We start from the raw sequence: 13570 nt of genomic DNA, 5'->3' as shown, positions 1-13570 counted from the left end.
TGAGTTACAACAAAAATAGACAATGACAATTAAAAAATTGGCGGCAAAGACCGCGAATATCCCCTCACATAAACTCAAAAAACCTAACAAATAAACACAATCCCCAAATCCCCTAATCTTCCAAGCACGTAGGAAAGGGAGAAACACAAAAAATTTCGGAATTCTCTTATCTCAACCCAAAACTCAACCCCCCAACCAGCAATGTATACTTGCCTTAACTACATCGATGGCCAATGGATGCCGGCCCAATCAGAAGCCACCCTAGAAAGCCGCAACCCCGCCAACTGGCACGAACTCGTTGCCACATTTCCCCATTCCGACAGCACCGATGCCGACAAAGCCGTTCAAGCAGCCCGCCGCGCCTACCAGAAATGGCGTTTAGTGCCGGCCCCAAACCGTGCCGAATTTATCTACCGCGTTGGAGAACTGTTACTTCAACGCAAAGAAGAACTCGCCCACCTGATGAGCCTAGAGATGGGTAAACCCATCACCGAATCCCGTGGAGACGTGCAAGAAGGCGTTGATTGCGCTTTTTACTATGCGGGAGAAGGCCGGCGGCTATTTGGTCAAACAACGACCTCAGAGATGCCGAATAAATTTGCGATGACCGTGCGAATGCCGATAGGAGTGTGCGCCCTGATCACGCCCTGGAATTTTCCCGTCGCCATACCATGCTGGAAAGCATTACCGGCCCTCGTGTGCGGCAACACCATCATCCTTAAACCTGCCGAAGATACGCCGGCTTGTGCAAACTTCTTGATCCAGATATTCCATGATGCCGGCTTACCACCGGGAGTCGTTAATTTAATTCATGGTTTGGGAGAAGAAGTCGGTCAAGCTTTAGTAGAGCATCCGGGTGTCGATTTAGTTTCCTTTACCGGCTCATCCCAGACAGGTGCCCATGTTGGCGAGATTTGCAGCCGCACTCACAAGCGCGTTTGCCTGGAAATGGGCGGTAAAAATGCCCAAGTCGTGATGGAAGATGCCGACTTAGAACTAGCACTCGAAGGCGCACTTTGGGGCGCTTTTGGCACAGCCGGCCAGCGCTGCACCGCCACCAGCCGGCTGATCCTGCACCGCGATATCAAAGACAAATTCACCGCCATGCTGCTGGAAAGCACCGGCAAATTGCGGATCGGTGCCGGCACTGATCCAGACACACAAATCGGCCCAATTATCAACGGCGTGCAGTTGCAGCGGGTGATGGATTATATGGAAGTCGCCCGCAGTGAAGGCGCAAAAATATTAACCGGCGGCGAGAGAGCAACTGAAGGCCCAATTAAAAAAGGTTTCTTCTTCCAGCCAACGATTCTTGATCAGGTCACTCCCGATATGCGAGTTGCCCGCGAAGAAATTTTTGGGCCGGTTGTCGCCCTCATCGAAATCAATTCATTTGAAGAAGCGATCGCAGTTCTCAACGACACACCCTACGGTTTATCCTCATCCGTCTATACCCGCGATGTAAACCGAGCCTTCCAAGCCATGCGCGACATCGAAGCCGGCATCACTTACATTAATGGCCCAACCATTGGCGCAGAAGTGCATTTACCTTTTGGTGGAGTTAAGCAAACAGGCAATGGACACCGGGAAGCCGGCAGCGCTGTCCTCGATGTGTTTACAGAATGGAAAAGTGTTTATGTAGATTTTTCAGGTCGTCTGCAACGCGCCCAAATTGACAATCATTAGGGGAGCGCTGAGTGAGGCAGTGGGAGAGCGCGACAGTGGGAGAATACTTAATCTTCCCCATGCCCAATCCCCCATGCCCCATGCCCCTAACTTAAACTAGCAAGCTTAGCAATCACTTTCGCCAACTCAGCCGGCTCAACCGGCTTGGAGACGTGCATTTGAAATCCTGCCAGCATCGCTTGCCGGCGATCCTCGTCTCTGGCAAATGCCGTCAACGCCACAGCCGGAATCTGTTCCCCCCGCGCTGCTTCTTGCTGCCTGAGCTTGCGGATCAGCTGGTAGCCATTTTCTCCAGGCATTCCGATGTCGCTCACCAACACATCGGGTGTTAGCTGTTCAAGCGCTGTAAACGCGTCACGGGCTGATGAAACCGCCGTTACGCTCACCCCGTAATGGGTTAACACCGTGGCAATTAATTCGCAGGTATCGGGATCATCATCCACAACCAGCACCTGCAAGCCATCCAGTACCCACAAGTCTTGGGAGGTTCCTTCACTTCCAACTTCTGTTGCTTCTAGCTGCGAAACTCGCGCTTTCGTCGCTAGTGGCAACTTCACCCTAAATGTCGCTCCCTTGTCTTTGCCTTCACTAAATACCTTAACCGTCCCGCCATGCAGTTCTGCAAGATAGCGAACAATCGTCAATCCTAACCCTAGCCCACCGTGTGTTCGTGTTGTTGAACTATCAGCTTGGCGGAACCCTTCAAATACATGAGGCAGAAACTCAGCATCAATTCCAATGCCGGTGTCGCTTACCGTAAGTTGGACGTGCTTACCTGCCGGCTCCAGTTTGACTTCCACCCGTCCGCCTTCAGGGGTAAACTTGATGGCATTTGAAAGCAAATTGTTAATAATTTGTTGCAAGCGATCTGGATCGCCTGCAACTGTGCTGTTTGAGCCGGCAAGTATGGACTCTACTTGAATATTCTTGGCATCCAGTGCCGGTTTAAATGTCTCTAATGTCTCCTCAACAATTCCTGCCAAGTTAACTGGAATCACATTCAAGCGAATCTTGCCGCGCAGGATGCGGGACATATCGAGAATATCGTCGATCACTCTCACCTGTTGCTTGGCATTACGCTCAATCGTTTCCAGTGCTTTAGCCCTAATTGCATCATTTAACTTCTGGCTGCGGAGCATTTGCGACCAGCCCAAAATTGAGTTGAGCGGCGTGCGGAGTTCGTGAGAGACAATTGCCAGAAACTCATCTTTAATGCGGTTAGCCGCTTCTGCTTGAGTACGTGCGTGCTGTTCTGCCTCGTACAGGTTGGCACGATCAATCGCCAAAGCAACGCGCTCAGCCACAAGCTGAAGCAGATGTAAATCGTCTGAAGTGAAGTTGCGGATATTCAGGGTGCCGACTTGGACAACTCCCAGCACTCTATCTTCAACGAGCAGCGGAACACCCATCAGCGATTGAATCTGTTTGTCTTGGAAGATTGGGCTGTAGGCTAGAGTATAAGCATCCTGGTCAATCAACACCGGCTGACGGTCAACAGCAATGCGTCCGGCTAATCCCTGACCCATAGGTATGCGGACTTGCTGTTCAATTTCCCCCTCAACTCCCCTAGCAGCCCGCACCACCAGCGTATTACTTTCAGCCTCCAGCAGCAAAACTGTCGCCGTATCGACCCACAGAACTTCACAGAGGCGATCAAGTAACTCATTAAGCAGCTCATCTAGCGATAGATGGGCGATCGCCGCATCCGTGACCGCTTGGAGACGCTGTACCATTTCACTGGCGGATTCAGCAATAGCCCGTGCGCTTTGCTCGCGCTTCAAGAGTTGAACGCGTTCTTCATCTGCCTGCTTCTGCTCATCAATGTCTGTGCCAGTTCCGAACCACTTCACGATTTCACCATTGTGATCGCGCATTGGCAAAGCCCGACCTAAATGCCAGCGATATTGCCCGTCAGAAGCCCTTTTAAAGCGGTATTCGATTTCGTAAGGCTCGCCCGTCTGAACGCTGTGGCTCCAGGTGTCAATACACTTCTGGACATCGTCAGGATGCAACACCGGCTGCCATCCCCAGCCCTGAGTTTGTTCGACCGTCATGCCGGTGTAGTCAACCCAGCGCTGGTTATAATAATCCAGCCAACCATCCGGTCGCGCAGTCCAAATGATGTGGGGAACGGCTTCGGCGAAGAAACGATTGTACCGCTCGCTTGCCTCCGCTTCTGCGCGGGCTGCTTGCTCACGCTCTAAAATTCGGGCACGTTCTTCTTCCACACCCTGGCGTTGAATCGCTTGCGCCAGAATGTTTGCAGCGGCTTGGAAAAAGTGAATATCATCTTTGCTGAACCTCCGGTGCTTGGTTGTGTGGGTGCCCAAAACCCCCCAAGGTCGAGCGTTTTGAAGGTCGCTTTGCAATGTCAGACCGGCCTCATTCGACAGCGACCTTGAACCCAAAATGATTAGGCTTAGACCACTAATAACCCCGTGGTTGTGCAGCAAAGGAGGGCCAGAGAATCTTGTTTCAGTTCGCAGATCCGTAACAACTACCGGCTCAGAAGACGCTAAGGTGTAGCCGGCTTGTGAATCCATTCCTGTACCTACGGTGCCGTGACCAACCAATCCTTCCTGCCACCCCACGCCGGCTCTCAGCAGCAAGGTGTTACCCCCCGGTAGCAGTTCTAAAACTTTGCAATACTCAACTTCTAGAGTTTGGGCAATCAGCCTTACTGCTGCATCCATCAGCGCCCCAAGATCCGTGCCCGAAAGTGCTTGCTGACCCAGTTGAGCAATCGCTTCTTGCTGTCGCGCTCGGATTCTCAACTCTTCCTCTACCCGTTTTAGTTCCGTGATATCGGATCGAATGGCTAAATATTGAAAGGGTTTTCCTTGTTCATCGACCAAAGGAACAATGGTTGTATCTACCCAGTAATACGTTCCATCTTTCGCTCGGTTCTTAATTTCTCCTTCCCAAACTTTCCCGCTAGAAATCGTTTCCCACAAAGTTCTAAAAAATTCTTTGGGATGATATCCAGAATTAAGAATTCGGTGGTCTTGCCCTACCAGTTCTTCTTGAGAAAACTTAGAAATCTCACAAAACTTATTATTAACAAAATTAATAATTCCTCTATGATCGGTTCGGGCTACGATCACAGATTCATCTAAAGCAAATTTTATATCTGATAGCTGTTTCAGAGATATTTTGATTTCTTCCTCTGCGATCTTTGTAGCAGTAATATCGCGTGTTACTTTTGAGAAGCCTATGAGGTTGCCGGCTTCGTCTCGTAAGGCTGTGATGATCGCATCAGCCCAGAACCGCGAACCATCCTTACGAATGCGCCAACCCTTATCTTCAAACCGACCTTCAGCAGCGGTCACCTGCAGGATGCGTTCTGGCCTACTTTGTGCAAGGTCTTCAGCAGTGTAAAAGCGGGAGAAATGCTCACCAATAATCTCTTTGGCTTGATAACCCTTAATGCGTTCTGCTCCCTCATTCCAAGTAACCACATACCCCTGAGGATCGAGCCGGAAAATCGCGTAATCTTTCACACTCTGCACCAGCAAGCGGAAACCCTCTTCACTGACTTTCAGACGCTTTTCCGCCTTTAGGCGGGCGGCGTTGAGCGAACTGATCAGCAGCGCCACCATTATAAATATGCCCAGCAGCAAGATGTCCTGTAATGCGGCACCTTGAAACGAATAGATCGGTTCGACAAAAAAGTATTGGAGGGACAGGGCAGATAAAATAGTGGCCAGTAACCCACACGGGAAGCCACCATACCAAGAGCTGAGGGCCACAGCGCCAAAAAACAGTGGAGTGGGAGTGGCTTTTAGCAATGGTCCGAGTAGGAGTGTCAGGAGCAGCGCTAGCGCCACAGCCACTACAGCTACGCCATAGCGCCGCAGATGCGGAAACTTCAATTTCATCGAGTTACTCCAGCCTAAGAGATAGCCCAGCCAACGCATTGTGTTCATCAACAGCTTGATAGCAGCTCTGTGTGCCCACCTAATTTTAACTAACTGCCAAATGCTTAACTCTTGTATTTAGCTTTATGAGAACTAAATTTGCCCTAAAAAGCGAGTATTTAACCCATAAACTGCTTTTTTTCCCCTGGACTGCTTATGATTTAATTTTCAGGCGGTGATTCTTTTCAATTTTTCATCAAGATTTATAGCGCGAAATTTTTATTTTTTGCATAAAGTTTGCAATATTTATTATTCCCCAAAGCCGCTTAATCCCTCAAATTTCCCCTCTCAAATCTAAAATCTAAAATTTAAAATCGTATTACCCTTATCTTTAATTGCTATGTTCAGCTTTCCCAACAACAGGACTCTGCCTCGTACTCCCCACCTCGTAACCTCCCTGCCTGGGCCTCGCGCCCGTGCGCTTGTGGAGCGAGATCAGGCGGTAACGTCCCCTTCCTACACCCGTGGCTACCCATTAGTTGCCGCTCGTGGTGCCGGCTGTATGCTCGAAGATGTGGATGGCAACGTTTTTTTAGACTTAACTGCCGGCATCGCAGTCACGGCAACCGGCCATGCTCATCCTGAAGTTGTCGCAGCTATCCAAGAGCAGTCTGCGCGTCTAGTGCATATGTCGGGAACTGATTTTTATTATGAACCGATGGTGCAACTGGCAGAAGACTTAGCCAAACGTGCTCCCTTCCCCAATGGTGCGCGGGTATTTTTCAGCAATTCTGGGGCTGAGTCGAACGAAGGGGCGATAAAACTGGCGCGTTACTATACGGGGCGATCACTGATCATCGCCTTCTTGGGCGCTTTTCACGGGCGCACCTATGGCGCAATGTCTCTCACCGGCTCTAAAACCGTCCAGCGCCAGCAATTTGGGCCATTATTACCTGGTGTTACCCATATCCCTTACGGCACCCATGAAAGCCTGGATTACCTAGAACAAAAGCTTTTCCCCACAGTATTGCCACCCACTGAAGTTGCGGCGATTGTTGTTGAACCGATTCAAGGAGAAGGCGGTTATATTGTGCCGGAAGATGGCTTTTTAGAGCGTATTCGCAGCATTTGCTCTCGCCACGGCATCCTTATGATTGTTGATGAAGTGCAAGCCGGCATGGGGCGCAGCGGCAAACTTTTTGCCACTGAACATTGGGGTGTGATGCCAGATATTATTACCCTTGCGAAAGGCATTGCCAGCGGTTTGCCTCTCGGTGCTATTTTATCTCGACCTGAGTTAATGACGTGGCCGCCCGGTTCTCATGCAACAACCTTCGGGGGCAATCCCGTTGCCTGTGCTGCTGCGAATGCGACGTTACGATTGCTGGAAGCCGGTTTGATTGACAATGCTTATAAAATGGGCGAGTTATTACAAGCAGGGCTAAGTAAGCTGGCAAGCCGGTTTAGTCGAGTTTCTTTGCCACGAGGTAAAGGTTTGATGGTGGCAATCGATTTACTTGATGGCGAAGGTCATTTAAATTCCGAGTTACGTGATCAAATTGTGGATCGGGCTTTTTACAAAGGATTATTATTACTGGGTTGCGGTAAATCTGCGATTCGGTTTTGCCCACCTTTAGTTATTGAAAGCGACCAGATCGAAACGGCTTTGCAGATTCTCACAGAGTTGTTTGAAGAATTAGGTTGTTAAGTAAATACATAAAAACGGCATAAAGCCAGCCTGTGGTCATTCACCACAGGCTAAAAGGCGGTTCGCAAGAGTGCCGGTTTTCTTTTTCGACTGATGAACCATTGTTAATAAAGTTTCGCTCCTAAAAAAGGAGGTTTAGCCAACCGGAATTTAGTATCATCTGCCCATACCTGACGGCATCCTGTATTTATCTGCGTTTATCTGCGTTTATCTGCGGCTAATACAAAGATGATAGTTGGATACAGAAACTCCAAATATTTAAAACCATATAAGTCAATTTGCTTGATTATATTGTTTTTTTTGCTTAAGATTTGAGTTTTTATATTTTTAACTTGATTAAAAATATACTTAAACTTAATATTTAATTTTAAAATAAAAAATAACAGATTAAGGAGTGTAGCATCAATGATAGCCAACTCATCTGATACCAACTTAAAAAATATCGAAATAGTCGGCAAGCTGTGGAATAAACTTTGGGAAGATTACAGCGCCAGGGTAAGCTATGCCGGCATCTACCAGCAAATGATTCTGCAAGCCGGCGGCACAGTCGCCAATGACCACATTGCTTTCCGTTCCTTGCGTCTAAATGTGGAAACTCCCGAAGGCAAGAAAAACTTAGGGATTGAATATATCGGGCAGATTGCCGAAGCTTTGGGTTACTTCGTTGCTGGAGAATTATCTTTTCCCGATCAAAAACTTTATGCGCGTCATTACCGGCACCCCCAGCAAGAGCAATTTGATTTACCCAAACTCTTTATCAGTGAACTGATTGTGGAAGAAATGCCGGCAGACATTGCGGAATTAATTTATCAAACTGTCACCACCGATCTCGCAATAGAAATCCAATCAATTGCCTCTCTAATGAACACAGCAGAGACGGAAAATATTGCCAATCAACTGCAAAAAATCTTTACTCGTCCTTGGCAACGCCCCTTACACTCAACCGTCGAAACTGTTAATAAAATCACTCAATATGGAGCTTGGGTGCTGCTGCATGGTTATGCCGTGAACCACTTCACCGGCTACATCAACCGCCACAATACCCAACAATACCCCAATATCGAAACCACAGCCCGTGGCTTAACCGAACGAGGCGTTCCCATGAAAGCCGAAATCGAAGGTAACCGAAGCACAGGTTTGCGTCAGACAGCAACTCAAGCCATCACAGAAAACGTGCCGGTGCGAGATGATATCAGCAGAGAAATCATCTATATACCCTGGACATACGCCTATTACGAAATAGCCGAGCGCAACCTCATAGAAATTGCGCCCGGACAAACCGCACTATTTGAAGCATTTCTCGGCCCTAACGCCCAAAATTTATTTGAAATGACGCGCATTGCGGACGAGGGAGTGGAGCAATAACTAAACCAACTGAGTTTCCCCAATGCGGTGAACCTTAATTAAATTTGTCACGCCAGTATAAGGCAAGGGCAAGCCGGCAGTCATGACAACAATATCTCCCTTCGAGACATATCCAGCTTCAAGCACAGCGTTTTCTGCTAAGCAAATCATTTGATCGGTACCAGAAACTTGCTCAAGGAGAAGCGCTCGCACACCCCAATAGAGAGCCAGCCGGCGCTGCACCAACTCTGAAGGTGTTAAGGCAATGACAGGAATTGGCTGCCGGTATTTAGACAGTATTCGAGCGGTAAATCCATGTTCTGTAAAGCAGATAATCGCTTTTGCCTTTAAATCTTCTGCTAACTGACAAGCCGCATGGGCCACAGAGTTGGACATCTCCAAATCCTTGACTCCGTTGAGGTACTTGGTAGAGCGAACTAACCGTGCCTCTACCGTTTCCGCAATTCGGGCCATTGTTTTGACTGTTTCCACTGGGTAGCGCCCAACTGCCGTCTCTCCGGAAAGCATAATCGCATCTGTCCCATCAATGATGGCATTTGCGACGTCAGAAACCTCGGCACGAGTGGGCCGGGGGTTGTAAATCATTGACTCTAACATCTGAGTCGCCGTGATCACCGGCTTCAGATGGCTGTGGCACATTTCAATAATCGACTTTTGGATAATAGGAACCTGTTCCAAGGGCATTTCCACACCCAAGTCCCCTCGCGCTACCATCACCACATCAGCAGCATCGACAATGCCTTCGAGTTCTTCTACCGCTTCGTGACGTTCCACCTTAGCAACCACATTCGTTGCTTTGTCCTTGCGCTTAACGGCACCTTTAACTTCTTTGATATCCGAAGCTTCCCGAACAAAGGAAAGCGCCACATAATCAACATTTTGGCTCAAGCCAAAATTTAAGTCTTCGATGTCTTTGTCTGTTAAAGCAGGAGTCGAGATCGAAGATTGACTCAGGTTAATCCCCTTGTGACTTTCCAAGGGTCCACCATGAATCACGGTTGCATAAATTTCACTGCCGGCCACTTTGTCCACCCGAAGGCTAAGCAGTCCATCATTAATGAGCAAGGGTTCTCCCTCCTTAACATCGGAGGCGAGTCCCTTATAGGTGGAACTAAATCGCTCTGCGGTGCCGGTGACTTCATTCATGGTGATCACAGTTTTCTCACCGGCTCTGAGAATGGACCCTTCTTCCATGTCTCCCACCCGTATTTTCGGGCCTTGTAAATCTTGGAGAATGGCTAGAGGACGATTGAGTTCAGCAGAGACTTCCTGCAAGAGGTGAATGTTTTTCTCGTGGGTTGCGTATGCTCCATGAGAAAAGTTGAGGCGGGCGACATCCATGCCGGCCTCAACCATTGCTTTAATCGTCTCGTAATCGGAACTAGCGGGGCCAAGGGTGCAGATAATTTTGGTTTTACGCATATATAGTCCGGTTTGATGGGACGTGATTCTGCGAATTTGTTCAGTTACAGGCTAACAAATGTTCAGAAACCAAAATCGATGGCGAAATTTTGTCGGCTGGATTGGGAATATAGACAGGCTTATCAGCTAGCCAGAGTTGCGAAAGTGCCTGTGAGTGTAAATGCAACGGGGTATTCGTATAAAACTAGGTCACAGCTCGGTTAACCTAGAAACGTCAGAATCCATTATCGTAATTGCTTGATATCAAATACTTCTATCTTTAGGACAAGAATTGCACATGGGACGAGTTTTTATTTCAGCCGGCCACGGGGGTTATGAGGGGCAAATTTTCGATCCGGGCGCAATAGCCGGTAATACAACAGAAGCCAGAGAAATGATTTCGCTGCGCGATCTGGTGATAACAGAGTTGCGCTCTCGCAATTTAGAAGCCCTGGCTGTACCGGACGATCTGAGTATGAAACAGACCATTGAATGGATCAACGCTCGTCAGCGTCCGGGTGATGTTGCCATAGAAATTCATGCCGATGCTTATTTCAATCCAGTAACTAGAGGTGCGAGCGTTTTTTACATCGCCAATAACGAACAGCGCAAAGCAGACGCAGAACTGCTGCTGTTGGGACTGCTACGGCGGCTGCCTCAATTGCCCGGTCGCGGCGCTAGGCCGGATACAACCACCGAGCTGGGGAGTTCGGCTTTTTGTCGGGGAATTATTATTCCGTCAATGCTGATGCAAGTTGGCTTTCTCACCAATCCAGATGACCGATATCTGATCCAAAATCGACGCCGGGATATAGCTTTAGGAATTGCAGACGGACTGGCGGCGTGGGTGCGCGGAACGACCTTGCCAACGCCAACGCCAACGCCAGTTCCAACTCCAGTGCCAATTCCAACCCCAACGCCGGCAGAAACTTATCCATTTTGCAATATCAATATTAACGGCCAGCTATACGGAGAGAAGGGCATCCTTATTAACGGCAATGCCTACGTTCCAATTGATTTAATCGATAGTTTGGGAATCGATCTGACAAGAGCCAGCCAAGTCCGCCGCGTTACCTACAGAAATATTGTTTATCTCAGAGCAGTTGAACTGCGAGATTTCAATATCTCTTTAAATTGGGACTCTTCTACTCGCACCGTCAGTCTTCGTTCAATTTTGAATGTGTGTGCAGGCCAGCTCGATAAGATCATGGGGCATGGCAACACCACCGAAGTGCAGCTGATCATGTTTCTCAAAGCCAACAATGAAGCTGCCCTTAACCAGTTTCCAGATATCCCCAAACTTTATAGGGAGGAAGCTAGTATTGAGGGCGTCAATTATGATATTGCGTTTTGTCAGATGTGTTTAGAAACCGCATTTCTGCGCTTTGTCAGCGGTGTTAAACCTTCTCAAAATAACTTTGCCGGTTTAGGGGGAGTGGGCACCGGCGCTGAAGGAGCTTCTTTCCCCAGTGCCCGAATAGGTGTCAGAGCACAGATCCAGCATCTAAAAGCTTATGCCTCTACAGAGCCTATTGTTCAGGAAATCGTCGATCCCAGGTTTCGCTTTGTCACGCGAGGGGTTGCCCCTTTGGTAGACCAGCTGAGCGGACGCTGGGCAGCAAATTTAGAATATGGTGCGAAGATCACTGCTCTCCTCAGACGTTTGTATGAGTCAGCAGGGCTGTTATAGGGAATGGGGAATGGGGAATGGGGCATTAGAGGAGAAACTTTTCTCCCACTTTCCCACTCCGGACTCAGCACTCCCCTAAGCTGTCTTAAAAAACCGAATAATTTCCCGAACGTGGTCGAGAAATTGGCCGTCTGTGCTGAGCTGGGCGATCGCATTTTGCGATTCTCTGGCTAGCCGGTCATGCTCAGCCTGATTTGTGACTCGGAGCTGTTCTAAAGAGGCCGCAACGCCAGTTAGATCGTTACGAGTCGCTTGGGATTGGCGCTCTTGGGTGGAGACCCAAGACGTAGGATTTTCGGGGTTCAGTTGCTCTTGCAGTTGCTCGACGGTTGACTCCAAAGTTATGACGCGCTGGCGCAAATTCATAACGTCTTCGCGGGGATACTGTACTTCTTGACCGATCGCACGCAGACGTGCGGCTAAATACTCATAAGCTCTGACTGCCGGCCTGAGAAGGGTTAGGAGTAAGGCGGCACCGGAACTGACATAGCCAACCGCACTGATGCCGGTGATCGCCAAAGTGTAGAGTCCGATGGCTGAAAGCAGATGCAGTGCAATGGCGACGAGAAGCGAACGCGAAGCTAAACGGTTGACATACTTCACTTGCTTTTCATCTACGACTATTCCTTTTTCAATGGATCGCTCCGCTTCTGCTAAAACTTCTTTAGCCTGAAAATGGACATTCCAAGGCACGGTGACAATCACTACCAACCACCAAAAACTCGCCCCGCCAATCACCCAGTCGAGAATGCTGCCGGCGGGGATGTGCAACCATTGCAGTAACCCAAAGGCTAGCAGTAGCAAAACAGCGAATCCAGCACTAAAACTGGTGAAAAAGCTTAAATACATTCCAGTAACCTCAGCGATGAAGGGTTACTTTGATCCTGGATAAGTTTTTTGCCTTGTTTCTGCCAGTTTGTGACAGTTACGCAGGCTTCATAGGTTGGCCGGTTGAGGGGGCTTGTGACACTTGCCCAAGTGGCCTAACAAGGCAAGCCGGCGCGGCTAGGCGGGATTATTTTCGACTTTCGTGATACAACGTTGCGATCAATATCGATCCGTTAAAAAATATAATTCCCCTGGCCGATCTCAGCCAGGGGAATTTAGAGTGTTCGGTATAGGTCTTTCGGTATATATGTGGTTTTTCTAAGGTGTAGAGGGTTAATCGGGATAATTTTACAACTCGCTCAATAATTTCCCTATTTTGGTTGGCCGGCGCTACAAATGAGTGGCCGGTGGGGAATTGGGGAATGGGGGCCAATCATTTATCGGGTGCATCTGGGATTTGCCGAACTCTTGGAGTGGGAGCATCTTGCTGCCACAGATGATGACAAGTGGCCATCTTGCCCACAAGACAAGTTTACAAAAATGGGATGCTCTCCATTTATCCCCCCCCATCTTCAGAATCGAGATTTTGCGCTCGGTCAGAAAAATGGGATGGCACCCGCCGGCCTCCTAGGATGTTACACCCTGTGGCATTTTATTTAATGCCGGTTACAATCGCCAGTGAGCCGATTCGAGGAGATAATTTTGCGCTCATCTCCTGTGTGGATTAAAACATCATTCATTCGATGTTTGGCGTCAACGTGTTTAGCGGCAAAGCTTTGGAGGTATGGCAAGCAACTTATTATCCCCCTCATCTATTAAAAATCCTCCCTAAGGGGGATTCACTTTAGATACCCACCCCATTGGATGATGTAAATGCGGAAAAAACTCAATGTGAAATCTAGCGCAGGGCTGATTTTTCTGAGAGCGCCCATTGAGTGAGGTTAGATTCACTTAGAAGGTTAAACACGTGCTTTGCAGTGCGGTTGAGTTTTGAAAGACCGCGACGCTTTGAGAAGACACGCGCAAGGCTGCGAG

The 13570-nt window shown here is 48.7% G+C and carries 8 protein-coding genes; 5 read left to right on the top strand and 3 right to left on the bottom strand.

The annotated features are described in order from the left end of the window. The first annotated feature begins 201 nt into the window (after positions 1-201). Entirely contained in the window at positions 202-1686 is a 1485-nt protein-coding gene (locus H6F56_RS13220) for an aldehyde dehydrogenase family protein (RefSeq protein WP_190668870.1), read from the top strand. A gap of 86 nt (positions 1687-1772) precedes the next feature. Here H6F56_RS13220 and H6F56_RS13215 read toward each other — a convergent pair whose 3' ends face one another. Beyond that, positions 1773-5612, bottom strand: coding sequence for a PAS domain S-box protein (locus H6F56_RS13215; protein WP_190668868.1), 3840 nt, complete (start codon positions 5610-5612; stop codon positions 1773-1775). Between the two features lie 331 nt (positions 5613-5943). Here H6F56_RS13215 and H6F56_RS13210 point away from each other — a divergent pair, with 331 nt between their 5' ends. Continuing rightward, positions 5944-7251 carry an acetyl ornithine aminotransferase family protein gene (locus H6F56_RS13210; RefSeq protein WP_190668866.1) on the top strand — a complete coding sequence of 436 codons (1308 nt, stop codon included), beginning with the start codon at positions 5944-5946 and terminating at the stop codon, positions 7249-7251. A gap of 405 nt (positions 7252-7656) precedes the next feature. Then, the gene (locus H6F56_RS13205) at positions 7657-8616 is read left to right on the top strand and encodes a DUF1338 domain-containing protein (RefSeq protein ID WP_190668864.1); all 960 of its coding nucleotides are present in this window, start codon (positions 7657-7659) and stop codon (positions 8614-8616) included. Here H6F56_RS13205 and pyk read toward each other — a convergent pair whose 3' ends face one another. Beyond that, positions 8617-10038, bottom strand: coding sequence for a pyruvate kinase (pyk, locus tag H6F56_RS13200; RefSeq protein ID WP_190668862.1), 1422 nt, complete (start codon positions 10036-10038; stop codon positions 8617-8619). A gap of 277 nt (positions 10039-10315) precedes the next feature. On the opposite strand from pyk, the gene H6F56_RS13195 reads away from it, so the two are divergent. After that, a complete protein-coding gene (locus H6F56_RS13195) occupies positions 10316-11707 on the top strand; it encodes an N-acetylmuramoyl-L-alanine amidase (RefSeq protein WP_190668860.1) in 1392 nt (463 codons plus the stop codon). A 75-nt stretch (positions 11708-11782) separates the two neighbouring features. Here the strand turns inward: H6F56_RS13195 and H6F56_RS13190 are convergent, their stop codons facing one another. Next, positions 11783-12556, bottom strand: a complete 774-nt coding sequence (locus tag H6F56_RS13190; RefSeq protein WP_190668858.1) for a hypothetical protein — start codon at positions 12554-12556, stop codon at positions 11783-11785. A 375-nt stretch (positions 12557-12931) separates the two neighbouring features. On the opposite strand from H6F56_RS13190, the gene H6F56_RS13185 reads away from it, so the two are divergent. Then, positions 12932-13195, top strand: a complete 264-nt coding sequence (locus tag H6F56_RS13185) for a hypothetical protein (protein ID WP_190668855.1) — start codon at positions 12932-12934, stop codon at positions 13193-13195. Positions 13196-13570: the final 375 nt, after the last annotated feature.

It is taken from the genome of Microcoleus sp. FACHB-672 (assembly GCF_014695725.1).
Lineage (GTDB): Bacteria > Cyanobacteriota > Cyanobacteriia > Cyanobacteriales > Oscillatoriaceae > FACHB-68.
The sequence above is the reverse complement of the archived record's forward strand: the minus strand, read 5'-3'. Positions and strand labels throughout refer to the sequence as shown.

Coding starts and splice junctions, on each gene's coding strand:
- pyk (WP_190668862.1), bottom strand. CDS start 10,038: ATGCGTAAAACCAAAATTATCTGCACCCTTGGCCCCGCTAGTTCCGAT.
- H6F56_RS13195 (WP_190668860.1), top strand. CDS start 10,316: ATGGGACGAGTTTTTATTTCAGCCGGCCACGGGGGTTATGAGGGGCAA.
- H6F56_RS13220 (WP_190668870.1), top strand. CDS start 202: ATGTATACTTGCCTTAACTACATCGATGGCCAATGGATGCCGGCCCAA.
- H6F56_RS13185 (WP_190668855.1), top strand. CDS start 12,932: ATGAGTGGCCGGTGGGGAATTGGGGAATGGGGGCCAATCATTTATCGG.
- H6F56_RS13210 (WP_190668866.1), top strand. CDS start 5,944: ATGTTCAGCTTTCCCAACAACAGGACTCTGCCTCGTACTCCCCACCTC.
- H6F56_RS13190 (WP_190668858.1), bottom strand. CDS start 12,556: ATGTATTTAAGCTTTTTCACCAGTTTTAGTGCTGGATTCGCTGTTTTG.
- H6F56_RS13215 (WP_190668868.1), bottom strand. CDS start 5,612: ATGAACACAATGCGTTGGCTGGGCTATCTCTTAGGCTGGAGTAACTCG.
- H6F56_RS13205 (WP_190668864.1), top strand. CDS start 7,657: ATGATAGCCAACTCATCTGATACCAACTTAAAAAATATCGAAATAGTC.